Genomic DNA, 24,369 nt, shown 5'->3' with positions numbered 1-24,369 from the left:
TCCGGCAGGCCGCCAGTAAAGAGCGGGAATCCCACCTTATCAGCAGATGCGGGAATCCCTGCCGCACGGGGGCCGCAGATGGGCCGTCGGTACCAAATCCCGGAACAGACAGGCGAGGGGCATCAGATCAGCACACGGCGGTTGGGGTCACTCAAAACTTCCCGCTGGATGTAGGAGGCAATGATATCAATAAACTGGGAGGCGCGGGGCGGAGCCGTCAGCGTAAATCCCGCCATTTTGACCAGAAGCGGTCGGTTTGTATGCCACGCGCAGAGAACGACAGTCCGGATGTTCCGCTCCACGTTGGAGGGATGGCACCGGGTCTGCAGGGCCACGACTTCATAGATCTCTTCGGTGACATTGAGCAGGCGGGATTCGTCTTCCAGGACCAGAGCAATGGCGCGGACCGTCTGCGGGTAACCGCGGTAATTGCGCGTAATGCCAAAGGGGCGCAGCGTTTCCCGGATGATCGTGTCCATGGAGAGCACCTCCTCGAAATTTGCGATGAGAAGATTGTACGACGAAAAACAGCAAAGCCTGAAAAAACGACATCTCTCAGAAAATTCGACATCTTCCATTGCGTGGGGAAGCTGCGCAGCCTGTCTTCCAGAATTTGGAACCCCCCTTTCAATCTATCATAATATATTTTTTTACTTTTGTCTTGAATCTGGCTGTATTTTACAAAAAAATGAGCGCCGGAAGACCGGCACCCATGGGGAAGAGGGAAAAGTTATCTGAGCAGACAGGATCTCCTTCAACTCCTGGAGAGACCTTTTTGAAAGCTGCGGGCCAATACGCGGGGCTGGAGGACGATGGATTTTTCATCAACCACGAGGCACCGGCCAGTCAGGGGGGAACGATGCCGACGTTGTTCAGCACTACTGGCCTGGATGTGATGGAAACAGGGAAAGCCCCCGCTCTTACGAGCGGGGGCTTTCTTGCGCAACAAGTTACTTGAAAGAAACTATTTGCCTTACGGCTGGGCAGTGTAGACGAAGCGGACAGTGTTGGAAGTGAACTCATCCACAACTCTGCCGTCTTCATTTTCGATGGTGATAATTACATAGTAATTACCACTTTCCTGGATCGCGATTTGTCCCAGGTTGTTCCAATCATTAACCTCATAGGCAGTCTCGTTTACATGCTCCTTGGAGCCGACTTCCGCATCGCCCTCGGTGCTGTTGGCCTTCATCAGAGTCACAGTAACAGGATAGTTAGCGGGAATCTTTCCGGTGCCGACCAGGTCAACAGTAACGATATTGCTGTTGCAGACGAAATTCTCCACACCGGTCAGGTCCAGCTCGCCGCTTTCCTGCTCACCGTCATCTTTGGCAACGCCGCCCACGTCGGTGACGCAGATGAAGGTGATCTCGCCGTCCTTCACGTACAGATCGATCTCCACAGTGCCCTTGGTCTCCAGATCCTCGTCTCTCACGGCATCCAGAGCGGCCTCCAGACGGGAGATGCTGTTGATCTCGCGGTCATACACGGAGTCGTTCCGGTCGGAGTTGCTGCGGCCATCGATGATGGTGGCGTTGGCGATGCTGACATCGTCGAACTTGACGTTATCGATGGAGCCGCTCAGAGCGTTGCGATAGATCTGGTCCGTGTTGTCCAGCGCCAGATCCTCTACGACGATGCCGTCGGAATCCTCATCGATAGAAGAAGCGGTCTTGTCATAGTCCTTCAGCGTGTAGACGCCGTCCTCGTCGATGCTGTCCACCTCATAGAAGCCATGGGCACTCAGCTTTTCATCGATGGTGATGTCCTCGCTGGTGTTGTCCTCCATGGACCAGAACTCGCGGACGTACTTGTCGGTGCCCACCTTGTCGGTGCTGCTGCCGGCGGCGTACAGGATGTCGGCGGAGCCAACGGAAGCGTCGGAGCCGAGCAGGATCACATACAGGGCGTCACGGTTCTCATCCTGGTCAGCAATCACGATCACACGGCTTCCGTTGCTCGGTGTACCCTTCATGCCGCCCATGGCATAGACGGTGTCGATATCATCGGCATAATCATCCACGCCGAGGTACTGAGTGTTCTCGTCCACATAGAAGGTCTTGCCGCTACCGCCGCCGACGATGGTGGTGGAGAACTTGGTGTCGTCCATAGCCAGAGCATCCTTCAAATTGGTGTTCAGCTCACCACTATCACTGAAGCCATAGACGGTATAGTCTCTGTCCCCGTCCCAAGCAGTGGCAATGTCATCATCAAAGGTATACAGGCCATTGACAACAGTAAACTCATCTGTCTTTTCATCATTAATGAAAGCCTTCAGTGCATTGTCCGCATCAGTTTCATCCAGCTCGATGTCAGAGGCAGAACCATCCGCCAGGGACACGGCCTGGGCGTACCAGGTAAACTTGTTGGCATTGTAACGGCTCTCCTCGCAGTAAACGCCGGTCACATAGTACACGTCGTTCAGGTCCGCACCAGCGGCACCCTCCACACCGATGACATAGCCGTCGGCGGTCAGGTAGATGGTGTACTCCTTGTCGAAGTCGAAGTTGCTGGTGATGCCGTCCACGAAACCAGCGGTGCCGTTCTCGTTGCGGGCAAACTCATACTTGGTGCCGTCCATGGTGACGGTCTCGTCCTCACGGAAAGCGGTGACTTCGCCGGTGACAGCCTCGGCCTCGTAAGAAGCCAGGACTTCATCGCCGAACTTGCCGTCGCGGAAGGCCACGGCCAGAACAGTGCCCTCGTCATAGGAGGAGGCATAGCCCCGCAGGGTCTTCTCGGCATCGTCGTACTTGTCGTAGTAGTCGTTGCTGTTGTCGCCGTCCAGATCGGTGAGGGTCAGGACCTCGGAGGCGCCGTTGCGGCTCTCAGCGGTGCTGACGTCGGTATCGACCTTGTCGATCTTGGCAACAGTGTAGCGGGAAACCACAACGGTCTCCACATCGCCGTTGTCATTCTCGTAAGCCTCGACGATATCGCCCACGGCAACCAGCTCAGAGGACTTCACCTCATTGTCATCGCCGTTCAGGAAGTACTTGGCATCCTTGGCTTCGGAGCTGCTGTAATTCATGTAGCTGGAGCTGGTGACCACCTGGCCGACGTCCATATCGTCGTCCTCCACCACATAAGTGGCGTCAGCCTCGTTGGCATAGGTGCCCACATCGTCGCCATCATAGACCCACTTGCTGGAGGGATGGCCGAAGATGTCGGTGGCATCCTCCTTCTCCAGGTCCTTGAAATACTTCTCGCCGAACTGCATCAGGCCGTCGCCGTTGCGCTCGCCATCGATGTTGCCGTCGGTGTTGGTATTGTTTTCCACGTCCTTGCGGGTGGAAGTGGTGTTGATGGTGATGTCGCCCACAACGATGGTGTCCTTCTTGTCATACTCGACCATGGTGGCCTGCAGCATGTTGAAGGCGTACAGGGCGGCCTCCTGACGGGTCACAGCCTGGGAGCCCACGAACTCGTCGTTGCCGTCGTCCAGACCGATGCCGCTGGCCTGCTTGATGACGCTGACCTGCCAGTTGGCGCCGGTGTAGCCCTCGATGGAGCTGTCATAGCCCAGAGCGCCCAGCAGCATCTTCATGAACGCGTTGCCGCTCAGGGTGCCGGTGGGACGGAAGGTGCCGTCAGCATAGCCGCTGATGATACCCTGCTGAGAGCAGTAGGTGATGTAGCCCGCGAAGGTGTTGGTCACGGGAACATCCTTAAAGGGAGCGGTGCCTGCGCTGAGCGCGGAGGCGGTGGTGGGGCCCAGGATCAGGTTGCAGATGATCTTGGCGGCCGCGCCACGGGTCAGGACATCATCGGGACGGAAGTCGCCGTCGGAATAACCGTCGACAACACCCAGGGCAGAGATCACATCCACAGCTTCTTTGTAGGTGATCTCGCTGTCGTCCGTGAAGTCCTTGGCGCCGGCGCTGACGGTGACCAGAGACATGGTCATCACCAGAGCAAGCACCAGAGAAAGGAACTTCTTCATTGGGATTTCTCCTCCTTCAAAAAATTTGCGGTCCGCCGGAAGACCCCAGGCGGGTCTGGGATTCGTGTGGGGGCTAGCCAACCAACTTGTGTCGGCCTACACCAACCGCAGAGCCGGATGCGGGGCGCTTCCGCCGTTCGCAAGGCCAATTTACGGGAAAAAACTGCCGGTGTCCAGCGTTTCGCAAACCTTTTAATCCAATTGAAAAACGGCGCACAAATCGCATGGACAGCCATGTCACGCCATCATAACACGGACGCGATTTCTGCTCCGGCCGCGGCGCGGGCCAAAAAAGAGAGCGGCCCCTGAGGGCCGCTCTCCTTTTGCGCCGTTCACAGCAGAACCTCCTCACGAATGGGAAGGGCGTACCGCTGCCCGGCCTGCACCAGGCGCCCGTCCTCCACCATGTGCTTGAGGATCAGGGCACACTGTCTGTCGCCGACGTGCAGGAGCGCCGCCAGATCCTGCCGGTAGGCCGGACCGGACTGCTCCAGAAATGTACGGATGACGTCATACTGCTCCTCCGGCGGCACCACCTGGCCGGCGGGGTAGTATTTGCCGCCGACCCGCACCAGCTTTCCCCGCTCAGCCAGCTGCCGGAGACGCTCGTAGGCCGCCACCTTGGACAGGCCGAGCAGCGACATGGCCTCCGACCGGGAGATGGTGCCTTTTTCGGCGGCGTAGGCCAGCAGCCGGGCGTCCTCGTTCTCCCGGCGCTCCTCCCGGCAGAGATCTCCCAGGCTGATGTGCTCCATCCCGCCCCGGATCAGGGCGGTCCGCACCATCTTGGACAGCCGGGGCTGGTCCAAGGGCCGCCGGGAGTTGGGCGTCAGCAGCACGTGCGGGTCCTCACCCGGCCGCCGGCGTCCCGCCGCCGCCCGCAGCAGGCGCCGCAGGGTGACGCCCAGGGCCAGGTCCCGGTCCGGCAGCCGCACCAGACCCCGGTCCAGATCCACCTGGTCCCAGGTCAGGGCTGTCATCTCCCGGACCTGCATCCCCAGCTTCCAACCCATCCAAAGGGCAAGCCCCACCGGGGAGCTGCCCTCCGCCTGGAGCAGCTTCCACATCAAAAAACCGTCCACCTCCTGCCGAGGGAGGGAGTCCTTCTGCCGTCCCTCCGGCAGATAGTCGGAGAAAACGGCATACAGAGTGGGGACGGCGATGCCGCTGATCCGGGCCACATAGGGCCAGTCGTGGGATTCCAGATGGCGGATGATGAAGTCGTGCCGCAGATCCATCAGGCTGATGCCGCCCAGCCCCGCCCGGTCCAGAGTTTTTCTGGCCAGGCGGGAAATGGACTCCGGCGGCATCTGCTGCCTGCGGCGGTCCGAGACCACCACGAAGGGAGTAGGCGGGTCGGGGCGCTCCGCCTGCCGGCGCAGGCAGTCCTCGGTCTCCGTCTCCAGCGGGATGGTCCGGTCCGGCAGCCGGAGCTGATGGGCAGAAAAGTCCACATCGTTCCAAGTGAGGCGCTGGATCTCCTCCCGGGTCAGCCCCTGCCGCCAGGCCAGGCGGAGGATCAGCCCCGCCGCCGTCTGCGTCTGCTCCGCCAGAAGCTGGGCCATGGCCCGGGCATCCGGCCGTCTCATGGTTACTTTGCTCACGTTCCGTCTCCTCCCGGTCAGGGGGAGCGATGAACGGCGGGTTACGACCGTATGACATACGGACTGAACCCTGCACCGCTTTGGACGCTCCCGGTCAGGAACGCCCAGAATTGTTCTGCTGTCTCCATGGGATGGCGGGTGCGGGCAGCTGCCCACGGGTGCCCGCACCGGGCGTACCTGCCGCCTCTGACTTTCACCGTGTTTCTGTCTGTTTCTGTCTGCCGCCGTTTGCCGGGAGAGCCGAAGGAGCTTCGATGGGGCCCGGCACCCCACCCGTCACACGGGCTGGCTATTCTTGCCGGACTGCTTCTCCCACGCCGCAAGGCCCCGGATGATTAGGTCCCGGAACATCGCGTCCCGGGGGACGCCGGGGTAGCTGCTCTGCTTTACCGCGGTCAGTTCCGCCGCCAGCTCCGGCGTCACGGAGATGGTAAACCGTTTTTGATCTCTGTTCATGTACGCAGCTCCTTTCCATATAGTGGTTAAGTGAATTGGTGAACCTATTAAAGTTATTATAGTGGTTCACTGAACCGAAGTCAAGGGGGCTGCGGCTCTCTTTACACCGGTGGTTCACTCGTGTATAATAGGGCCAGAGGTGATAAGGATGGCAACAGACAGACCGCGTTACACGGTATCCGTGGACAATGAGCTGTTTCAGCAGATCGAGGATTTCCGCTTTGAGCGCCGGTTCCAGACCCGTTCGGAGGCGACCGTGGAATTGATCCGGCTGGGACTGGAATCCCTGAAAAAGGAACAGCAGACCCCGCGGGAGAAGCCGGCGGACGAGGCACGTGACGACTGACCGTCCGCCGGCGGCTCCGGCCGCGGGGACACCCGTGAAAACGGGAGCGCGCACCCCCGCCCTATCCTATCGGAGATAACTGAAACAGTTCTGATTCCGGCGCACCTCCGGGGGAGGCGGGAATCAACGAAAAAAAGACGGCTGCCGGGTTGGCAGCCGTCTTGGTGATTTTGGGAGATGGATACGTGAAGGGCACTCAGTAGAATTCCTTCAGACAGGCCTCCGCATCCGTCCAGGTGCCGGTGAAGGGGACGGGCGTCTCCATCTTCAGGGGCACCAGGGCGGTGGCGGAGCGGAGGACGGTGGGGATGTCAGCAGTCAGCCACTCATTGATGTAGCCGGCAAAGGTGCAAGGAACGGCCAGGGCCCTCACGCCTGCCGGAAGTAGGATGCGATCTCCCGCATCCGCGCCGACTGGGATACATGGAAGGGGCACCGGCGGTCACAGTGGCCGCAGCTGATGCAGGCATCCGCACCCAGAGACAGGCTCCGGTAGTGCTCTGCCGCCAAGGCATCCCCCGCACGGGCCAAGTCATAATACTTGTTGATGAGGCCCACGTCCAGGCCGGCGGGGCAGGGCTGGCAGTGGTTGCAGTAGACGCAGGCGCCCTCCGCGTCTCTGGGGGTGAGGGAGCTGATGACGGAGTAGTCCCGCTCCGCCTCCCCAGCCCGCAGAAAGCCCAGGACCCGTTCCAGATCCGCCCGGTCTCGGACACCGGGCAGCACCGTCAGGACGCCGGGCTTGTCCAGGGCGTACTGGATGCATTGATATTCCGTCAGGGCCTGACCGAAGGGAGAGGTACGAGCATCCAGCAGCTGTCCGCCGGCAAAGGCCTTCATCACGGAGATGCCCACGCCCTCCGCCTCGCACCGGCGGTAAAGGGCCATCCGCTCCGTGGCGCTGCCGTTGGCATACTCGCCGTGCTGATAGTCGTAGCTGGGGTTGATGCTGAACATCATCATGTCCGCCAGGCCGGTGTCCAGCACCTCCCGGGCCAGGGCCGGCGTATGGGTGGAGAGGCCGATGTGGCGGACGACGCCCTGGGCTTTCAGCGCCTCCAGAAACTGAAGAACGCCGTTGTCCACATACCGGCGCCAGTCGCCGGACTCGTCCATACAGTGGATGAAGCCGTAGTCGATGTAGTCCGTCCGCAGCTGCTCCAGCTGCCACGCTACCGACCGCTTGACGGTCTCCAGATCCGTGGTCCAGCTGTAAGGTTTACCGGCGGCGTAATTGGCGCCGAAGTGGACCTGGTAGAGCACCTGCCTGCGCACACCCGCAAGGGCGGCGCCGAAGATGGGGAAGCAGGCGGAGTCGGCAGTGGCCAGGTCGAAGTAGTTGATCCCCTGCTCCAGGGCCATCTCCAGCGTGGCGGCACCCTCTTTCGCCCCGGCGGCGGGGAGGCCGCTGGTGCCCACGCCCAGGACGCTGATCCGGTCCCCGGTGCGGCGGTTGACACGGTATTCCATAGGTCGAAACCATCCTTTCCTGTTGCAGCTCTGCGGCAGCCGGAGTCCGGACGCCGCGCCTCACATGACCCTATTATACCGCCTGAAATGAGAAATAGCGAATACATGTTTTCTATGCTGAGACATACATTTCACACATATCACACTTGCGGCCCCACTGCGGCCATGATATGGTAGGGGAGAAGAGGAGGTGCGGCCCGGTGGAATTTCGGACGCTGAAGTATTTTTTGACTGTGGCCCGGGAGGAGAACATCACCCGGGCGGCGGCGCTGCTCCATCTGACGCAGCCCACCCTGTCCCGCCAGCTGATGCAGCTGGAGGAGGAGCTGGGAGTCAAGCTGTTCCGCCGCAGCCAGCACCACATCGTTCTGACGGAGGCCGGGATGCTGCTGCGCCGCCGGGCTCAGGAGATCGTAGAGCTGGCGGAGAAGACGGCCCGGGAGCTCCGACCGGCGGAGGAGGTCACAGGCCGGATCTCCATCGGAAGCGGCGACCTGCGGAGCATGACGTATCTGGCAAAGCTCCTGGCTGCCTTTCACCGCCAGCATCCCCGGGTCCAGTATGAGATTTACAGCGGAGACTCCGACGGGATCAAGGAGCGGATCGAGCAGGGACTCCTGGACATGGGACTTCTGCTGGAGCCGGTGGACACCAGCCGCTACCAGATCCTCCGGCTGCCCGTCCGGGAATCCTGGGGCGTCCTGGTGCCGGAGGATTCGCCCCTGGCCCGGCGGGAGGCGGTGACGCCCGGGGACCTGGCGGACAGCCCCCTGATCCTGACCACCCGGGAGCTGATGCGCCGGGAAATGATCCGCTGGTTCGGCCCTTACGCAGACCGGATCCAGGTGGCGGCCAGCGGCAACCTGCCTTACAACCAGACCCAGCTGGCCCGGGAGGGGCTGGGGATCTATCTGGTGATCCGGCTGGATTGCGCCTATGACGGGCTGCGGTTCGTACCCCTCTCTCCGCCGCTGGAGTCGGGCACGGTTCTGGCCTGGAAGAAGACCGAGGTCCTTTCTGCCACCGCTGCTGCCCTGCTGCGATTTGCCGAGAAATACGTCGGCGGAATATCAGACCATCCGGTATAGGCATTGGACAAGGCGAAGTTCCAGATTTAGAATGGAGGCGTCCCTGCGGGGACGTCTCCACTTTCTGCCCTGAGGTGCGGGCGATGACGATCCAGGAGGCCAGCGAGTGCGATCAGATCTCCATGGAGGTCCTGAGGTCGGGCAGGCCGCGACCCGGAGCGGCTGAACCTGATCCTGACGCTTCGGGACATCGGCTTCACCGGAGAGGAGACGGGGGGCTATATGCGGCTGCGGCTACTGGTGGAGATACGGGCCGCCGCGCTGGCGGATATTCACACCCGTGAGCGGCAGGAGACACGCTGGCGGCAGAACATCCACACCGGGGCGGCGGTCTGCCCCGCATTCATAAGAAAGCATTGGGAGGTATGTTGCATGAAGATCATGGACAAGGCTGCATTTGAGGAACAGAACGTGTTTGGCCTGGGCGCGCCCAACGACGCTTTTGCCCGGTACTTTGCCGGCCGGTCCTATCTCAATCCCCTGACCCGCCCGGAGGACGGGCTGTTTCTGGCCAACGTCACCTTCGAGCCCGGGTGCCGGAACAACTGGCATATCCACCACGCCTCCGAGGGCGGCGGGCAGCTGCTGATCTGCACCGCCGGCGAGGGTTGGTACCAGGAGGAGGGCAAAGAGGCGGTCAGCCTGGAGCCCGGCAGAGTCATCGTCATCCCGGCGGAGGTCAAGCACTGGCACGGCGCCAAGCGGGACAGCTGGTTCAGCCACATCGCCGTCGAGATGCCCGGTGAGGCCTGCTCCAACGAGTGGTGCGAGCCGGTGAGCGACGCGGAATACGAAGCACTCTGAGCGGCCCCCGGCCGGGGAATCGCAAGGCACGGACAGTCCAAAGACTGTCCGTGTCTTGCTTTGCAGCAGCTCCGCCGGAATCCTTCCCGCCGGGGCGGAACGGGGGGCTGCACCGGATCCGGCTGCTGGCGGGCATCGGCCTCAGGCGTCCCTGCGGCGGCAGAAAGCGGAGACCAGATCCACCAGCCAGGACAAGGCGATCATGCCCAGCGCCAGAGTGCTGACATCATGCCAGGCGTATTGGTTCAGGGCCAGGATCAGCGGCGCGCCGATTCCGCCCGCACCGGCCAGGCCAAGGGCGGAGGCCTCGCGGATATTGACGTCAAACCGATAGAGCCAGGCGGAGAAGAACTGAGGCACCAGCTGCGGCAGAGCCGCGTGGCGGACGCAGGACAGCTTCGGCGTCCCCATGGCCTCCAGAGCGTGATACGCCCGAAAATCCAAGGTGTCGATGGCCTCTGTGAAGCGCTTGCAGAGAAGTCCCACGCTGCACACTGCCAGGGTCAGCACTCCGGTAAAGGAGCCGGGGCCGCAGACGCGGATGAAGATCAGTCCATAGATCAGGAAGGGAACGGACCGGATGGCGGTCACCAGTGTCCGGAACAGCCAGGCGGCGGGGGCCGGGAAAAAGCGGCTGCTGCCGAGAAACGCCAGAGGAACGGAAAAGACGGCGCCGACGCAGGTCCCCACCAGCGCGATGGCGACGGTCTCCAGCAGGAGATAGGCAAGTCCGCTGCTGTCCAGGCGGAAAAACAGCTCCCAGTTCGGATGCAGGAGGCCGGTGAAGAGCGTCTTCACCATCTGCATGCTTGTGCGGGACAGGTCGGGCGGCGGAAGCGTGACCGTGCAGAACAATACCAGCGCGGCCGCCGCGCCCGCCAGCAGCCGGCGCCCCTGCCGGCCCAGGGTCCGCTCCTGCTGCACCAGACGGGTGAGCCATGTGCTGAGATGCTCCATGAGATAGACCACGGCGAAGAGGAGCAGCAGGATCGTCCCCACCTTGTCGTACTCCCGCCAGGAGACCTTTTCATTGAGCAGCAGGCCGATTCCGCCTGCGCCCACATAGCCCAGGATGGCGCTGTGCCGCACATTGCCCTCCAGCAGATAGAGGGCGTTGGTGAGATAGGCCGGCAGGATCTCCGGTAAGGTGGAGCGGAAGAACGCCTGGGCTGAGGCGGCGCCCATAGCCCGCAGGGCCAGATAGGGACCCTGGGGCGCGCTCTCGATGTCCTCATAGGTCAGGCGGGTCATGATGGCAAAGGTGTAGACCGTGATGGCGGCCGTTCCGGCAAAGGAGCCGATGCCCAGAAAGAATGTGGCCAGCAGGGCCAGGATCAGGGCCGGGAAGGAGCGGAGCACCTGGATGCAGAAGCGGACCGCCTTCTTGACCGGGCCGGGTCCCGGCAGGGCGGCGGCGCAGGCCATGGCGGCCGGGATGGACAGCACCGCGCCCAGAAACGTCCCGGTAATGGACATCTGGATCGTGGCCCACAGCAGGGGCAGGACCTTCCCGAGGAATCCCCAGTCCGGCGGAAACATCTTTGCGGCGATGTCCGTCAGGTGGTCGCGCCGGCTCCACATCAGGGACAGGTCGCATCCGGTGAACCAGGCGGCTCCCAGGAACAGCAGCACAAAAGCGGCCGCAGCGAGGCAGCGGATACGTCTTTGTTTCATACGGCCGCCGCCTCGCCGTAAATATCCCGCAGGACGGCCTCCGTCACATCCCCGGGGGCGCCGTCAAAGACAACGCGTCCCCGGTTCATGCCGACGATATGGGTGGAGAACTCCAGGGACAGGTCCAGATTGTGGCTGTTCATCAGGATGCTGACACCGCGTTGGCGCTGAATGTCCCGGAGCAGGCACAGGATTTGCCGCCCGGTGACGGGGTCCAGGGACGCCACCGGCTCGTCCGCCAGCAGGATGGAGGGGTTCCGCATCAGGGCGCGGGCGATGGCCACCCGCTGCTTCTGCCCGCCGGAGAGGTTTTTCACCGGCTCCTCCAGCTTGTCCGCCAGCCCGACCTCTCGCAGGATCGCGGCGGCCTGTTCGGACCGCTCCCGTCCGAACGCCCCCAGCAGGGAGGCGGCCAGGGACATGTCCGGCAGGCAGGCGTTCAGCACGTTCTGGATGGCGGACAGGTTCTCCACCAGGCAGAAATCCTGATAGATGGTGCCGATCCCCTGCTGGAGCGCCCGCTTTTCCCGGCCTCGGGCGGCTTCAAAGTGCGTCCCGCCATAGAGGACTTCACCGCCGCTGCACAGCTCCGTTCCATTCAGGATGCGGAACAGGGTGGTTTTCCCGGCGCCGGACGGGCCGATGACCGAGAGAAACTCGCCGTCGCCCAGGGTGAAGCTGACATCCCGCAGCACCTCGCCGGAACGCTGAAATTGTTTGCGGATATGGATCGCCTGCAGCATGAAATCCCTCCTGAAGATGGTCACGCTTCCATAGATTTCAAAAGCGCCTGGGCCGCCCGCTCTCCGTCATAGTCGGAGTCGCTACCCCAGTCGTAGCCCACCTGGCTGAATACGCCGAAGATCTCCTGGCCCTCCTCGGTCTGGGCCAGCTCGATGAAGGACTCGCCCACTGCCTGCCGGAAGGCTTCGTCCGCCATGGTGTCAGAGGTCTTGCTGTACGCGATCATGTCGTTGTAGATGCCGTCCGTCACACCGATCACGCCGGTCTGCTCCACCATGGGGCTGTGCCGCCGAAATCGGATTCCCAGATGGGGGCGTTCTTGATGCGGATGTGGCCGTAGGACACCATCACATCCACCTGACCGGCAGCCAGCCGGGCCACGGAGGTGGTGTGGGAGTCGCACTCCACCACATTGTCCAGATCGCTGATCCCCTTACCGTAGTGCTCCTGCAGCCACAGGGAGGGATAGATGTACCCGGAGGCGGAGGTGGGATTCAGCACCGCCCAGGTGGCGCTGTTCAGGTCGTCCCAGGTCAGCTCCTCCCCGGCGTTGACCTTGGAGAGCAGCTCCTGGCCCTTCTCGCTGGGACCGGCCAGCAGGATACAGCGGTAGTAAGTGCTCATGTCCTCTGTGTTCTCCTCGATGGTGCCGTCGTTCCAGTCGGCGGGGTTCTCAGAGTCCTTGTTGATGGCATAGCGCAGGGCGGTCAGCAGCACATCGCAGTCGTCGGAGAAGAGCACATAGTTGCCGCCGGAGATGAAGCCCAGGTCCGCGCTGCCCGCGCTGAGGGCCTCGCCCACGGCGGTGTAGCTGGTGCCCACGGTCATGTCGATCTCGCCCACGTCGTAGCCCTTTTCCAGCAGCTTTGCCTTCAGCAGCTCCTCCAGCGGCTCCGTGGACTCGGAGATGAGGTCGGCGTCCGCATAGGGAGAAAATGCGATTTTCAGAGAGTCCACCTGCTGTACATCGGTGTCGGACGGAGCCTCCGCCGTCTCCCCGGTGCCGCAGCCGGCCAGGAGTCCGGCGCACAGCGCCAGGCTCAACAAAAGTGCGGAAATCTTCTTTTTCATGGGAATCCCTCCAGTTTAATTTTCTGCGCAAAACAAAACGGGCACGCGCCTCATCAGCACATACCCGTTCAGACCTTCACGCAGATGCTGATGCCCCCGCTTCCGCCTGGGAAGCCGGGTGCGGTCGGCCCTTACTGGGACCCTCTCAGCCTGGAACACAGGCTCCCTCGCAATCTGGTTCTTGTCATCTATGTGAGCGTGGCGCCAGGGAGCTCCCCCTTTCGCCGCATTCCTTAAACCTCGGCCAGTATAGCACGCTGTACAGAAAAAAACAAGAGTGGAAATTTTCCCCCGGCCGCCAGCTGGCGGCCCGCCGAAAGGAACACCTGTCCGGCATCGGGTGGGCGCGAAGAGAACCCCGCTGGAGGGGGATGGCTCCGGCGGTCAGAACAGCATGGCCAGCGTCCCGGCCACAATGAGGGCAAGACCTGCGGCGGAGCGAGATGTGAGCCTCTCCCGAAACACCAGCCGGGAAAAGGCCACTGTGACCAAAATGCTCAACTTGTCGATGGGCACCACCACGCTGGCGGGGCCGCTCTGAAGCGCCCGGTAATAGCACAGCCAGGAGGCCCCGGTGGCCACGCCGGACAGGCAGATGAACGCCAACTCCCGCCGGGGCACCTGCCGCACCGCACCGGCCTTGCCTGTCACCAGCACCATGAGCCAGGCCATCACCAACACCACACCGGTGCGGATGGCGGTGCCCAGGTTGGACTCCACGCCCTGAATGCCGGCTTTGCCCAGGATCGCGGTGAGACTGGCAAACACCGCCGAGCCGAAGGCGTAGAGCATCCAGCTCCCGCACTGGGGTGCACAGCCGGCGGCGGGGGACCTTTTCTCCAGCATCAGGAAGGTGCCTGTGCCGATCAGCACCACCCCGATCCCCTGAGGCAGGCCGATGGGCTCCCCCAGCAGAAAAAAGGCCAGCAGGATGGTGAGCACGGTGCTGGATTTGTCGATGGGCACCACCTTGTTGATGTCACCCAGCTGGAGGGCCTTGAAGTAGCACAGCCAGGAGGCTCCGGTAGCCAGGCCGGACAGCAACAGAAAGAGGAGCGTTGTGGGGCCGATGTTCCGGATCTCCCCCTGGGAGCCCACGACAAACACCATGGTCCACGCAAAAACCAGCACCACAAGGGTGCGGATGGCGGTGGCCACGGTGGAGTCGGTCTTCCGGATGCCGCACTTGGCCAGAATGGCCGTCACACCGGCGAAAAGCGCGGATCCAGCCGCGAAGAGAATCCACATACGCATTCCTCTTTTCTGATGACTGCCCCTTGGACAGTGCGCCCTCGATGCCGCCCCCTGCGGAGACGCCGTGCCCCCGGATGGCACATCCGTGCTTCACGCCGTTCCGGCGGTGGTGCAGGCAGCCAGGGCGGAGCTCCCTCCGGCGCGTTGCGCCGCCGCCGGACAAGAGCAGGCGGCCGCCCTCCGGTAGGCTCCGGCAGTCGACACGGTCCTGATCGTTTGCACCGTTTTCAAAAATATCGGGGGAGGGCCGGACGGGGGGCGGCGGAGGCTGCCGTACCTGCTGTGATCTCCAGCCCTGCACACTGCGGTGCGCCGGGAAGCTGGACGTTTGCCCGTAAAAGCCCTGACAGGGCGGGGGCCGCGGCCGGAGAAAGGAGCGGCCGCGGCCCGGCGGCCACCAGCGATCTCAGTATGGATATTATACCACAATATTTGCCGCCCGCGCATCCATTTTCAATCAAGTGTGCGGACTCTGCACCGGGGAGCCATCCGGGTGCCTCTTGCGCTGCGGCAGCGGAGAGGCGGGACTTCCGGCTATGGCCTTTGCGAATTGACGCAGGGGACGTGACGGGACGGCGGGTTCAGTGTGTCTGCCGCTGCCACAGAACTTCCGCCTGTGCCCGTAGCGGGAAGGTGCGGTTGGGGCAGGACAGCAGCTCGTACAGGATGTTGAATTCCCGGATGGTCACGGGGATCTCCGCTCCAGCAAGAGAGGCCGTCAGCGCGTCGGCATACAGAAGAAGTCCGTCCACGGACAGCTTCCGGCTGGCCTCAATATTGGCCCGGCGCAGCAGTGCCCGCACCCGCATGAGCAGCCCGCTGAAGTCGCCGGGCTTCACCATATAGTCGTCAATGCCTGGGTCGTACCCCTTCTGAAAACTCTCTGGGGAAATGTACCATCCTGCCACAGCACCCAACTGGCTGCGCTCTGTTAACATGTGTCCTCTTTCCGAAATTTTTGCTGCCCGGCGGGGGCTGCGGGACCCGGATTGGTGAAACGTAAAAAAGAGGCACCCCCTGAAAATTATGGCGCATTCAAAAAATGGTGGTGAAAACGGGAGGAAAAGATGTTATAATATCTAAAACACAGGAGGACAGCCGCCTTGGACTTGAGAGAGTATATTGCGCCCGACCTTTTAGAGAAGTTTGAATTTTACAGCTATAATCACGCGCTTGAGATTATCACACAGGCATTTCCGGCGGAGTGGAGCGAGATTGTGGACTGCCTGCGTCAGCTGCGCATCACTACGGACGATCTTCGGGAGTCCGGCGGAAACGAGACCAAGATCCCCAAAAAGTTTGATGATGTGCTGTATCCCCGCGGATGGCGCGAGATCCGCATTTCCGGCGACCTCCACATCAAGTTCTATCCGCGGCAGGCCGAACAGCGGGGACGCTTTTCCCAGGAGCCGTTTGAGGAAAAGGTCATACCCGGGTATATCGACGGACATAATATCGACTTTCTGAAAAACCGGATCGCCTTCGATCTGGAGTGGAACAGCAAAGATCAGACGTTCGACCGGGACCTGCTGGCCATGCGGACGTATTATGACTGCGACCTTGTCAGTGCAGGGATCATCATTACGCGCTCTGCCGAGCTGAACGACATCTTCAAAACCATTTACGACTATGACGGAAAGACCCGCCAGTGGAAACCCATTCTGCGGAAGTACGGGGCCAGCACCACCTGGATGGGGAAATTGACCTATCGCTTGGATTCCCGCAGGAACGGCGGATGCCCCATTCTGGCAGTAGGCATCAGGAAACCGTGCATCACAGATTGGGAGGAAGGGTACATCGATGAGCACAATCCAGGAAACATCTGAAAATCTGCTGCGTTTCTGCGGCGATCAAAAATACGCCACCATATATGCCGACCCTCCCTGGAGGTTCCAGAATCGGACCGGGAAGGTAGCGCCTGAGCACAAGCGGCTGAATCGCTACGAGACCATGGAGCTGGAAGACATCATGGCGCTGCCGGTGGCACAGGTGGCGGCGGAGAAGAGCCATCTGTATCTGTGGGTACCCAATGCCCTGCTTCCCGACGGCCTTGCGGTCATGAAGGCCTGGGGATTCGAGTACAAGGGCAATATCATCTGGGAGAAGGTTCGCAAGGACGGAGAACCGGACGGCCGGGGTGTGGGGTTCTACTTCCGGAATGTGACGGAAATTCTGCTCTTTGGTGTCAGGGGCGGCGGGAACAGGACGCTGCCCCCGGCCAGGTCCCAGGTGAACCTGCTGCGGGCACAGAAGCGGGAGCACTCCAGAAAACCGGACGAATTCATCCCCCTGATCGAGCGATGCTCTCCAGGGCCGTTTCTTGAGCTGTTTGCCCGCGGGGACCGGGAGGGCTGGGCCATGTGGGGCAATCAGGCCACAGCGGAATATGAACCCACATGGAATACCTATAAAAACCACACGAAAAAACCGGAAGACTGCCGGGAGGAGAGAGCTTCCCGCTCCTGATGACCCGAAGAACAGGGCGGACCGCGCCGTTCCTGTGGGGCAGAATATCGGAAAAACGGCCGTGCGATTTTTGATCGCACGGCCGTTTTGCGTCTGCGGGCCAGGGAGGAGGGGAGCGGCTGCCCGCCATCCAATGCCCGGCACTGCAGGCCCCGTTCTACCGTTGGGCAGAAGTTTCCCGGGCAGGGGGGAAAGCGGCTCCATCCAGGCATCTGGATGGAGCCGCAGTGGTTTGCGGGTATAAATCTTACTGCATAAAGCTGCCGTCCACCATCTGGTCCAGGTAGCCCTGATACTTCTCCTGAACATCGGCGGGCACCAGGTCGCTGAGGGCACCCGCGGACAAGGCACCGTTCTGCAGGGTGCCGTAGATGACCTCGCCGCCGAAGGAGCCATCCTCCACAGCCTCCATGCACAGGCCCACAAGGGAGGCATTGTCCGTCACCTGGCTGCCGATGATGCACTCGTTCTGGCCCAACAGATCGGAGGGCTGGGCGATGTCATAGATGCTCACGGAGCCGCTGGCGGCATTGGCTTCGTCAATGGCCTGCCGTGCGCCGGAGTCCACAGCGGAGGCGTCGCCAAAGAACACATCAGCGCCCTGGTCGATCATGGCCTTGGCAAACTCAATGCCCTTGTCGGCGGCGGAAAAGTCGCCGGAGTAGACCACATCCAGAGTGGAGACGGTTTTGCCCTCCTGCTGTCCCACATAGGCGGCGGCTTCCTTGAATCCGTTATACTTGCCCAGGGTGGTATCCAGTTCCATGGCGCCAATGAAGGCCACCGTGCCGCTCTTGGTCATAAGACCGGCCAGGGCACCGGCGATCCAGCCCACCTGCTGGGCATTGGGCAGCAGGGAGGTCACATTGCCGTTGACGGCTTTGGCGGGAGTGTCCTCGCCGCCGTTCAGCAGGGCGAAGGCCACATCGGGGAACTCCTCCGCCGCCTGAAGGACGGCGTCGGTGTACTGGTTGCCAGGGGCGTAGATCAGGTCATAGCCCAGGTCACAATAGGAGATGATGGTGTCATAGTAGGCAGACTGGGCGATGCTGTCGGAGACCTCCGTGGCCCAGCCGCGCTCTGCGGCGGCATCCACCATGGCGTTGTAGCAGGACATGCCCCACCCGCCGTCGGAGATGCTGGAGTCGCAGATCATGGCCACCCGGTAGCTGCTGTCGCCGGAGTCTTCGCCGGTTTCTCCGCTGGACGTGTCAGTGCCGGAGGTGTCGGTACCGGAGCCGCCGCACGCCGCCAGCGACAGGCACATGACCAGGGTGAGAAGCAGAGCCAATAATTTTTTCATGTTCTTTCCTCCCAATTCTTCATAAATGTGGATGCCTTCTATTGATAACAGCCGCGTGGGCGGCGATTATCCTCAGCGCTCCTCCTTGAGATAGGGCTTGCCGGAGCTCTTGGGGCCGGCCTTCTTCATGCCGATGCCGGCCAATACCACCACGGTGGCGATGTAGGGGATCATCTGGAAGAACTGATAGGGCACGCCGAAGCTGCCCACCTGCAGCCGGATCTGCAGCGCGTCGCAGAAGCCGAAGAACAGGCACGCCAGCAGCACGCCGGCACCGCTCCACCGGCCGAAGATCACCGCCGCCAGGGCGATGAAGCCCCGGCCCGCCACGTTGCCGTCCACGTAGGTGTTGGCGTAGCAGGTGGTGAGATAGGCACCGCCGATGCCGGCCAGGGCGCCGCAGATGACGCAGGCGGCGTACTTCACGCCAATGACGTTGATGCCCAGAGTTGCCGCCGCCTTGGGATACTCGCCCACGGCCTTGTAGTTCAGGCCGGACTTGGTACGGTTGAAGTAGATAACCGTGAAGATCACCAGGCCGTAAGCCAGGTACACCATGGGCGTCTGGTCCAGCAGGAGGCGGACCAGGAAGTTGTCGGAGGTGATGCCCAGGGAGGAGGACAGCGTGTTCATCAGACCCACCTGCACCAGCTCGGACCCGGCGCCGAAGTAGACCCGGTAGATGAAGGCCGCCAGGGCCGGGGCGAAGATGTTGATGGCCATACCGTAGACGATCTGCTCCGCGCAGAGGGTGACGGTAGCGTAGGCGAAGATCATGTTCACCAGAATGCCCACCGCCGCGCCAGCCAGCACGCCCAGCATGGGGCTGCCGGTGATGAGGCTTACCAGAAAGCCCACCAGAGAGCCGATAGAGGCCAGGCCCTCCAGTCCGATGTGGACCAGGCCCGCCCGCTGGGAGTACAGCTCCGCCAGCGCCAGAAAGATCAGGGGCGTGGCCATGCGGACGCTGGAGAGGATGATGTTCATGACAAATTCCATATCAGGCCGCCTCCTTCCGTCTCTCCGTCAGCCTTCCCAGGAACGCCTTGAATCCGGGCAGCTTCACCATGGCCAGACCCGCCACGGTGAACACGATCACCAGGGCCTGGATGATGTCGGATACGCTGGTGGGCACGCCGGTGGCCGCCTGCATGGTGGTAGAGCCCACCCGCAGAGCTGCGAAGAAGATGGCCACCACAATGGTCGCCAGAGGATGCAGCTGACCGATCAGGGCCATGGCCACGCCGTCGAATCCGTAGCCGTTGCCGAAGCCGTTGATGAGCCGGAACTGGGTCCCCAGCAGCTCGGCGCTACCGCCCAGGCCGGCGATGGCGCCGGAGACGATAAAGCTCATCAGGATGTACTTCTTCACCGCGAAGCCGTTGAACTCCGCCGCCGTCATGTTCAGGCCCACGGCCCGCAGCTGGAAGCCCTTGGAGGTGTAGAACAGGAAATAGTACACCAGCAGTCCCACCGCCAGGGCGATGACGAAGGCGGAGGTGACCCGCAGGCCGAAGAGGCGGCTGAGCTGAGTGGCCTCCGGCACGGCCTGCGTCTGCGGAACGCTGCCGTCCCGCAGCCAGTCGGTATATACCACGCCCATGAACAGCGTGGCCACATAGTTCAGCATGATGGTGATAATCATTTCATTCTGGCCACGGTAGACCTTCAGCAGGCCGGAAATCAGGGACCAGAGGCCGCCAGCCACGGCGCCGCCCACCAGACACAGGAGAATGGCGGGCAGTCCTTCGATCCCGCTCTGGGTGGCAATGTAGCAGCAGACGATGGAGCCCATCAGGAACTGGCCCTCACCACCCAGGTTGAACACGCCGCAGCGGTATGCAAAGCAGGCGCACAGGCTGGTGAAGATCAGCGGCGTGGAGCGGGCCAGGGTGGTGCCTACGTTCCGCAGGCTGCCGAAGGCACCGATCCAAAGGGACTCCAGCGCCACAAAGGGATTGGCACCCAGCACGGCCATGATGATGCACCCGATGACGAAGGCCAGCAGGATGGAGATGATGGGTACCAGGAAACTGACGAGTTTTCCGCTGTTTTTCATGCGTTCTCCCCCTCCTTATTTCCCGGCCATGGCCAGGCTGATCTCCTCAATGGGAGGATTTTTGCCGGAGAACACGCCCATGATCTGCCCCTCGAACATCACCACAATGCGGTCGGAAACCTCCAGGATTTCGTCGAAGTCCGCGGAGATCAGCAATACGCCGCAGCCCTTGTCCCGGGCCTCGATCATGGTGTCGTGGACGAAGCGGGTAGCGCCGATATCCAGGCCCCGGGTGGGGTGGACGGCCACCAGCAGGTCCGGGCTGCCCTCCAGCTCCCGGGCCAGGATCACCTTCTGCTGGTTGCCGCCGGAGAGGTTCCGCGTCTCCTGCTCCACAGAGGTGCAGCGGATGTCGTACTTCTCCTGCATCTTCAGGGCGTAGTCCCGGATGGCCTTTTTCTTCAGAAAGTAGCCCTTGGCACTGGAGAACTCCGGAGAGTCCGTGGCCTTGAGCACGATATTGTCCTTCACGGACATATTGCCGATGAGGCCCATCTTGTTCCGGTCCTCCGGGATGTGGGATACATTTTCCAGAATAAAGCCGTTGGGGGTGAACTGAGCCACCTTGGAGCCCTTCATGTCCACCTCACCGCCGTCCGGCGTCAGCACGCCGGTGACCACCTGGGCCAGCTGGCTCTGGCCGTTGCCGTCCACGCCGGCAATGCCCACGATCTCGCCCCGGCCCACGGTCAGGGAGACGCCGCTGAGCCCTGCGTGCTTGGATTCTTTGTGGTAGTCCACGCTCCGCATCTGGATGACGGGATCGCCCGGCTCCTCCACCTTGCCGTAGTGGGAGGGGGCCAGCTCCCGGCCGATCATCAGGTTGGCCAGCTCCTGGCCGTCGGTCTCGGAGCGATCCAGGGTGGTGATGACCTCGCCGGTGCGCAGAATGGTGATACGGTCGGAGATCTGCAGCACCTCCCGCATCTTGTGGCTGATGAAGATGACGCTTTTGCCCTCCTCCGTCAGCTTATGGATGATCTGGAACAGTCCCTCTACCTCGATGTCTGTCAGGGCGGCGGTGGGCTCGTCCAGAATCAGCAGCTCCGCGCCCCGATACAGGGTTTTCAGGATTTCCACCCGCTGCTGGGCGCCCACGGCAATCTCCGTGATGGGCCGGTCCAGCTCCACGTCCAGACCATAGCGCTCCGCCAGATCCAGGATTTCCTTCTTCCGGGCCTCCTTGTCGATGAAAATGCCCTTGGTGTTCCGGTCCCCCAGGATGATGTTCTCGAACACCGTCATGGCCTCCACCAGCATGAAGTGCTGATGCACCATACCGATGCCCAGCTTCACCGCCTGGGCGGGAGAGTCGATGCGGACCTCCTTCCCATTCAGGAAGATCTTTCCCTCTGTGGGCTGGTACAGCCCGATGAGGACGTTCATCAGCGTGCTCTTTCCCGCGCCGTTCTCCCCTAACAGGGTATGTACCTCGCCCTTGCGGACGGACAGGTTGATGTCCCTGTTGGCGTAGAAATCGCCGAAGCGTTTGCTGACGTGCTCCATTCTCAGTAACTCATCCAAAGTTTCAGCCCCCTCCTTACATGCGGTGCTTCCCCATGCGGGCAAGCATCAGCTCCTTTTTCTCCTGCAGCGTGCAGACCATGGGCTCCGCCCAGGAATACTGCTGCATGAACACCCCCTGAAACTGGCAGATGGCGTCCTCATCGCCGCTCATGAATGCCTGAAAATCCGAGTCCGCCAGGTCCATCCGCACCCGCAGGCTCCCCCGGCTGCGCAGGAACATCTCCTCCGCGCCATAGTCCCGCAGGGTGTCTGCCAGCTCCTTGATGGTGCGGCGGTAGCCGGTGCCGTCGGCGTTCTCTCCCCATAGGTTTTCCACGATCTCGTGAATGGACACCGGCCGCCCGTCCCGATACACGCACAGGGCCATCAGCTCCTTGGCCTTGCCGGAGCGGAAGTGCACCGGCTCGCCGTCCACCAGCATGTCGAAGGCCCCGAAGGTGTGGAAATGGATGCGCTTGCACTGGCGGCGGCGCAGCAGCTTGGCCCGCTCCATCACATCGGCGATGTCCTCCCGGTCAAAGGGCTTGAAGATGATGTAGTCCGCCTTCATCTTCAGCGCCTCCACCGCAAACTTCGGGTGGGCCGTGGCGAAGACGATGATGATGTCGCTCCGCAGCCGCCGCAGGGCCTGGGCCAGATGGATGCCGTCCATCCCCGGCATGTCGATGTCCAGCAGGGCAAAATCCACCACATGGCCGGCGGCGTACTCAATGGCCGCGTTGGGATCGGTGAATTTCCCCACAATTTCAAAATCAGGCATGTCCGCACATTTCAACTCGAAGAGCTGCAGATCCAGCAGCATGTCGTCCACCAGAATGGTTTTCAATCGCGGTCACCCCTGTCTCATGTTTCTATTGTACCAGATGGAGCGTACGGAAACCGTACGCTTTCAGGTCGATTTTGAAAGATTTTCCATGTTTTTCCCCCGCTTTCCATAAGTCAGGACAGCCTGTGTGCCCATGCCCACTGTGCTGGTGATCCGCAGCTCGCTGCCGGGGAAGCGGGCTATGCGCCGCCGCACATTCTCCAGCCCGATGGAGCCCTTCTCTCGGACAGCTTCCAGGCCGAAGCCCACGCCGTCGTCCGTCACCGTGACCTGCCAGTGGTCCGGCAGCTCTTCCAGCTTCAAAGAGACGGTTCCGCCGCCCACCTTGGGCTTGATGCCGTGGAGGATGGCATTCTCCACAATGGGTTGGATGGTCAGCAGGGGGATGGGAAAGTCCACGTCGGGAATCTCGTAGACCATGTGCAGCCGGTCCCCCAGCTGCTGCTGGTTGATATCCGCATAGGCCCGGACCGCCCGGATCTCCTCCCGGAAGGAGCCGATCCCGCCGTCGGCAGTGACGGAGTCCAGTGTGAACCGCAGGTAGCGGGCGAAGTCTCCGGCCATTTTGTAGGCCGCCTCCGGCTTCAGGACGATCAGGGCCTGCAGAGCGTTGAGGGTGTGGTAAAAGAAGTGGGAGCGGATCTGGTTCAGCAGCATATTGCCCTGTTCCCGCTCCAGCTGCTCCTGCAGCTGCTGGATGGCCCGCTGGGATTTTTCCAGCTGCAGCTGCCGCAGCCGGCCCGCGTAGTAGACGCCCGCCGCAGCCAGCAACGCCACCAGCAGGCTCACCGCCACCCCCAGCCACAGGCTGATCTGGAGATACCAGGGCCGCAGGGGCGCCAGGGAGACGGTCCAGACAGAGTTGAACAGCTCCTGCGCGTGGTCCACAGTCCGCACACCCTCCGGCAGCGGGTCCGCCGTCTCGAGAATCACCTGTTTCTGTCCGTCGTCCGGATTGATGCGCCAAATTTGGCAGGCGAAGCCCTGGGCATTTACCCGCTCCACGGAGCTTCCGGACAGGGCGGCCGGAAAGTCCAGCGTCACGGAGACAATGCCCCAGAAATACCGCTGGCCCTGTTCGTCCGTCAGAAAGACCGGCAGCCGCCCGGCGATGCCCAGGCCGCCCTGGATCAGCTGGAAGGGGCCGGCGATATACAGCGCCTCTTTTTCGATGGCAGCTTGAGCCTCCAGATTGCCGGCCCCGTCCCCGTACATGTTCAGCCCGACGACATCCTCGTTTCCCTCCAGGGGAAAGACACCGTCCACGATCCCGTCCGGCGCGAAGAGGACGTTTCGCACATAGTCCTCCCGCAGCAGGACATGGGCGACCCTGCCGAAGTCCGAATAGTCCCCGCTGGTCTGGATGAGATAGGCCTCCAGAACGCGGGTTTTGCTCATCTCGGAGAGCATAAACTCATACGTCTCCGCCCCGATGGCGCTGGCGACATAGCCCATGCGGTCCCGCTCCTGGTTCCGGCGGCTCCACTCCATGCAGCCAACAAGCACCAGTCCGGCCGCCAGGGCCAGTACAAAAGCCCGTCCGGCGTGAATCAGAGGCGTCCGCTTTGCGGTCCGCACCAAGGCGATCCCTCCCTTTTTTTGGCACCTGCCTTTTTTATTAAAGAATACGTCAAATCGGCCCGCAATGCAAGCAGAGGGCCGGGGCCTATCCGTCGGTGTCAGAGCAGTGTTCTGCCGCGCAAAATCCATTGGATACATAGACAGCCGGCCGGA

24 protein-coding genes are annotated in these 24,369 nt (G+C 61.9%); 6 read left to right on the top strand and 18 right to left on the bottom strand.

Annotated features, from left to right (window positions below):
* Positions 1 to 122: 122 nt before the first annotated feature.
* On the bottom strand, positions 123 to 479 hold the full coding sequence (locus EIO64_RS08680; protein ID WP_025543633.1) for a sporulation initiation factor Spo0A C-terminal domain-containing protein: 357 nt from the start codon (positions 477 to 479) through the stop codon (positions 123 to 125).
* A 134-nt stretch (positions 480 to 613) separates the two neighbouring features.
* Here EIO64_RS08680 and EIO64_RS08675 point away from each other — a divergent pair, with 134 nt between their 5' ends.
* Entirely contained in the window at positions 614 to 958 is a 345-nt protein-coding gene (locus EIO64_RS08675) for a hypothetical protein (RefSeq protein ID WP_158629748.1), read from the top strand.
* Positions 959 to 973: 15 nt separating this feature from the next.
* On the opposite strand, the gene EIO64_RS08670 is transcribed toward EIO64_RS08675, so the two are convergent.
* The 3 genes from EIO64_RS08670 to EIO64_RS08660 form a co-directional block, all read right to left on the bottom strand.
* Positions 974 to 3,943 (bottom strand): S-layer homology domain-containing protein, encoded by a 2,970-nt coding sequence (locus EIO64_RS08670; protein ID WP_119311711.1) that lies wholly within the window; start codon positions 3,941 to 3,943, stop codon positions 974 to 976.
* Between the two features lie 332 nt (positions 3,944 to 4,275).
* Complete coding sequence (locus EIO64_RS08665; RefSeq protein ID WP_249390860.1) at positions 4,276 to 5,547, bottom strand: tyrosine-type recombinase/integrase; 1,272 nt, start codon at positions 5,545 to 5,547, stop codon at positions 4,276 to 4,278.
* Positions 5,548 to 5,823: 276 nt separating this feature from the next.
* Positions 5,824 to 6,003 carry a hypothetical protein gene (locus EIO64_RS08660; RefSeq protein WP_021750309.1) on the bottom strand — a complete coding sequence of 60 codons (180 nt, stop codon included), beginning with the start codon at positions 6,001 to 6,003 and terminating at the stop codon, positions 5,824 to 5,826.
* A gap of 148 nt (positions 6,004 to 6,151) precedes the next feature.
* Here EIO64_RS08660 and EIO64_RS08655 point away from each other — a divergent pair, with 148 nt between their 5' ends.
* Entirely contained in the window at positions 6,152 to 6,349 is a 198-nt protein-coding gene (locus EIO64_RS08655) for a ribbon-helix-helix domain-containing protein (RefSeq protein ID WP_021750310.1), read from the top strand.
* 196 nt (positions 6,350 to 6,545) lie between these two features.
* Here EIO64_RS08655 and EIO64_RS08650 read toward each other — a convergent pair whose 3' ends face one another.
* Together EIO64_RS08650 and EIO64_RS08645 are read right to left on the bottom strand one after the other, a co-directional pair.
* A complete protein-coding gene (locus EIO64_RS08650) occupies positions 6,546 to 6,722 on the bottom strand; it encodes a hypothetical protein (protein WP_181446429.1) in 177 nt (58 codons plus the stop codon).
* A complete protein-coding gene (locus EIO64_RS08645; protein ID WP_136891222.1) occupies positions 6,719 to 7,819 on the bottom strand; it encodes an aldo/keto reductase in 1,101 nt (366 codons plus the stop codon). The genes EIO64_RS08650 and EIO64_RS08645 overlap by 4 nt, the downstream gene beginning before the upstream one ends.
* A 200-nt stretch (positions 7,820 to 8,019) precedes the next feature.
* Between EIO64_RS08645 and EIO64_RS08640 the strand changes: the two genes are divergently transcribed.
* Positions 8,020 to 8,907 (top strand): LysR family transcriptional regulator, encoded by an 888-nt coding sequence (locus EIO64_RS08640; protein WP_119311708.1) that lies wholly within the window; start codon positions 8,020 to 8,022, stop codon positions 8,905 to 8,907.
* Between the two features lie 372 nt (positions 8,908 to 9,279).
* Complete coding sequence (locus EIO64_RS08635) at positions 9,280 to 9,711, top strand: cupin domain-containing protein (RefSeq protein ID WP_025545232.1); 432 nt, start codon at positions 9,280 to 9,282, stop codon at positions 9,709 to 9,711.
* 141 nt (positions 9,712 to 9,852) lie between these two features.
* On the opposite strand, the gene phnE is transcribed toward EIO64_RS08635, so the two are convergent.
* From phnE to EIO64_RS08605, 6 genes are all read right to left on the bottom strand, one after another.
* A complete protein-coding gene (phnE, locus tag EIO64_RS08630; RefSeq protein ID WP_119311707.1) occupies positions 9,853 to 11,385 on the bottom strand; it encodes a phosphonate ABC transporter, permease protein PhnE in 1,533 nt (510 codons plus the stop codon).
* On the bottom strand, positions 11,382 to 12,128 hold the full coding sequence (locus EIO64_RS08625; protein ID WP_119311706.1) for a phosphonate ABC transporter ATP-binding protein: 747 nt from the start codon (positions 12,126 to 12,128) through the stop codon (positions 11,382 to 11,384). Before EIO64_RS08625 ends, phnE begins: the two co-directional genes overlap by 4 nt.
* A gap of 20 nt (positions 12,129 to 12,148) precedes the next feature.
* Positions 12,149 to 12,406 (bottom strand): substrate-binding domain-containing protein, encoded by a 258-nt coding sequence (locus tag EIO64_RS08620; protein WP_249390859.1) that lies wholly within the window; start codon positions 12,404 to 12,406, stop codon positions 12,149 to 12,151.
* Positions 12,385 to 13,200 (bottom strand): PhnD/SsuA/transferrin family substrate-binding protein, encoded by an 816-nt coding sequence (locus tag EIO64_RS08615; RefSeq protein WP_249390858.1) that lies wholly within the window; start codon positions 13,198 to 13,200, stop codon positions 12,385 to 12,387. Before EIO64_RS08615 ends, EIO64_RS08620 begins: the two co-directional genes overlap by 22 nt.
* Positions 13,201 to 13,584: 384 nt before the next feature.
* Positions 13,585 to 14,448 carry an EamA family transporter gene (locus tag EIO64_RS08610; RefSeq protein WP_025545424.1) on the bottom strand — a complete coding sequence of 288 codons (864 nt, stop codon included), beginning with the start codon at positions 14,446 to 14,448 and terminating at the stop codon, positions 13,585 to 13,587.
* A gap of 587 nt (positions 14,449 to 15,035) precedes the next feature.
* On the bottom strand, positions 15,036 to 15,392 hold the full coding sequence (locus tag EIO64_RS08605) for a response regulator transcription factor (protein ID WP_136891221.1): 357 nt from the start codon (positions 15,390 to 15,392) through the stop codon (positions 15,036 to 15,038).
* A gap of 165 nt (positions 15,393 to 15,557) precedes the next feature.
* On the opposite strand from EIO64_RS08605, the gene EIO64_RS08600 reads away from it, so the two are divergent.
* Positions 15,558 to 16,280 carry a BglII/BstYI family type II restriction endonuclease gene (locus tag EIO64_RS08600; RefSeq protein WP_021750324.1) on the top strand — a complete coding sequence of 241 codons (723 nt, stop codon included), beginning with the start codon at positions 15,558 to 15,560 and terminating at the stop codon, positions 16,278 to 16,280.
* Positions 16,255 to 16,920 carry an MT-A70 family methyltransferase gene (locus EIO64_RS08595; RefSeq protein WP_021750325.1) on the top strand — a complete coding sequence of 222 codons (666 nt, stop codon included), beginning with the start codon at positions 16,255 to 16,257 and terminating at the stop codon, positions 16,918 to 16,920. The genes EIO64_RS08600 and EIO64_RS08595 overlap by 26 nt, the downstream gene beginning before the upstream one ends.
* 247 nt (positions 16,921 to 17,167) lie before the next feature.
* On the opposite strand, the gene EIO64_RS08590 is transcribed toward EIO64_RS08595, so the two are convergent.
* From EIO64_RS08590 to EIO64_RS08565, 6 genes are all read right to left on the bottom strand, one after another.
* On the bottom strand, positions 17,168 to 18,223 hold the full coding sequence (locus EIO64_RS08590; protein WP_021750327.1) for a BMP family protein: 1,056 nt from the start codon (positions 18,221 to 18,223) through the stop codon (positions 17,168 to 17,170).
* Between the two features lie 72 nt (positions 18,224 to 18,295).
* On the bottom strand, positions 18,296 to 19,222 hold the full coding sequence (locus EIO64_RS08585; RefSeq protein ID WP_021750328.1) for an ABC transporter permease: 927 nt from the start codon (positions 19,220 to 19,222) through the stop codon (positions 18,296 to 18,298).
* Between the two features lies 1 nt (position 19,223).
* Entirely contained in the window at positions 19,224 to 20,282 is a 1,059-nt protein-coding gene (locus EIO64_RS08580) for an ABC transporter permease (RefSeq protein ID WP_021750329.1), read from the bottom strand.
* A gap of 15 nt (positions 20,283 to 20,297) precedes the next feature.
* Positions 20,298 to 21,806 carry an ABC transporter ATP-binding protein gene (locus tag EIO64_RS08575; RefSeq protein ID WP_119311703.1) on the bottom strand — a complete coding sequence of 503 codons (1,509 nt, stop codon included), beginning with the start codon at positions 21,804 to 21,806 and terminating at the stop codon, positions 20,298 to 20,300.
* 16 nt (positions 21,807 to 21,822) lie between these two features.
* Positions 21,823 to 22,635 carry a response regulator gene (locus tag EIO64_RS08570; RefSeq protein ID WP_021750331.1) on the bottom strand — a complete coding sequence of 271 codons (813 nt, stop codon included), beginning with the start codon at positions 22,633 to 22,635 and terminating at the stop codon, positions 21,823 to 21,825.
* Between the two features lie 63 nt (positions 22,636 to 22,698).
* Positions 22,699 to 24,213 (bottom strand): histidine kinase, encoded by a 1,515-nt coding sequence (locus tag EIO64_RS08565; RefSeq protein WP_249390900.1) that lies wholly within the window; start codon positions 24,211 to 24,213, stop codon positions 22,699 to 22,701.
* Positions 24,214 to 24,369: the final 156 nt, after the last annotated feature.

This window comes from Dysosmobacter welbionis, from assembly GCF_005121165.3.
Classification (GTDB): Bacteria; Bacillota; Clostridia; order Oscillospirales; family Oscillospiraceae; genus Oscillibacter; species Oscillibacter welbionis.
The sequence above is the reverse complement of the archived record's forward strand: the minus strand, read 5'-3'. Positions and strand labels throughout refer to the sequence as shown.

Bases quoted from the DNA above. Each gene is read 5' to 3' on its own strand.
- EIO64_RS08680 (WP_025543633.1), bottom strand. From the start codon at position 479: ATGGACACGATCATCCGGGAAACGCTGCGCCCCTTTGGCATTACGCGC.
- EIO64_RS08670 (WP_119311711.1), bottom strand. From the start codon at position 3,943: ATGAAGAAGTTCCTTTCTCTGGTGCTTGCTCTGGTGATGACCATGTCT.
- EIO64_RS08660 (WP_021750309.1), bottom strand. From the start codon at position 6,003: ATGAACAGAGATCAAAAACGGTTTACCATCTCCGTGACGCCGGAGCTG.
- EIO64_RS08655 (WP_021750310.1), top strand. From the start codon at position 6,152: ATGGCAACAGACAGACCGCGTTACACGGTATCCGTGGACAATGAGCTG.
- EIO64_RS08645 (WP_136891222.1), bottom strand. From the start codon at position 7,819: ATGGAATACCGTGTCAACCGCCGCACCGGGGACCGGATCAGCGTCCTG.
- EIO64_RS08635 (WP_025545232.1), top strand. From the start codon at position 9,280: ATGAAGATCATGGACAAGGCTGCATTTGAGGAACAGAACGTGTTTGGC.
- phnE (WP_119311707.1), bottom strand. From the start codon at position 11,385: ATGAAACAAAGACGTATCCGCTGCCTCGCTGCGGCCGCTTTTGTGCTG.
- EIO64_RS08625 (WP_119311706.1), bottom strand. From the start codon at position 12,128: ATGCTGCAGGCGATCCATATCCGCAAACAATTTCAGCGTTCCGGCGAG.
- EIO64_RS08620 (WP_249390859.1), bottom strand. From the start codon at position 12,406: ATGGTGGAGCAGACCGGCGTGATCGGTGTGACGGACGGCATCTACAAC.
- EIO64_RS08615 (WP_249390858.1), bottom strand. From the start codon at position 13,200: ATGAAAAAGAAGATTTCCGCACTTTTGTTGAGCCTGGCGCTGTGCGCC.
- EIO64_RS08610 (WP_025545424.1), bottom strand. From the start codon at position 14,448: ATGTGGATTCTCTTCGCGGCTGGATCCGCGCTTTTCGCCGGTGTGACG.
- EIO64_RS08605 (WP_136891221.1), bottom strand. From the start codon at position 15,392: ATGTTAACAGAGCGCAGCCAGTTGGGTGCTGTGGCAGGATGGTACATT.
- EIO64_RS08595 (WP_021750325.1), top strand. From the start codon at position 16,255: ATGAGCACAATCCAGGAAACATCTGAAAATCTGCTGCGTTTCTGCGGC.
- EIO64_RS08590 (WP_021750327.1), bottom strand. From the start codon at position 18,223: ATGAAAAAATTATTGGCTCTGCTTCTCACCCTGGTCATGTGCCTGTCG.
- EIO64_RS08585 (WP_021750328.1), bottom strand. From the start codon at position 19,222: ATGGAATTTGTCATGAACATCATCCTCTCCAGCGTCCGCATGGCCACG.
- EIO64_RS08580 (WP_021750329.1), bottom strand. From the start codon at position 20,282: ATGAAAAACAGCGGAAAACTCGTCAGTTTCCTGGTACCCATCATCTCC.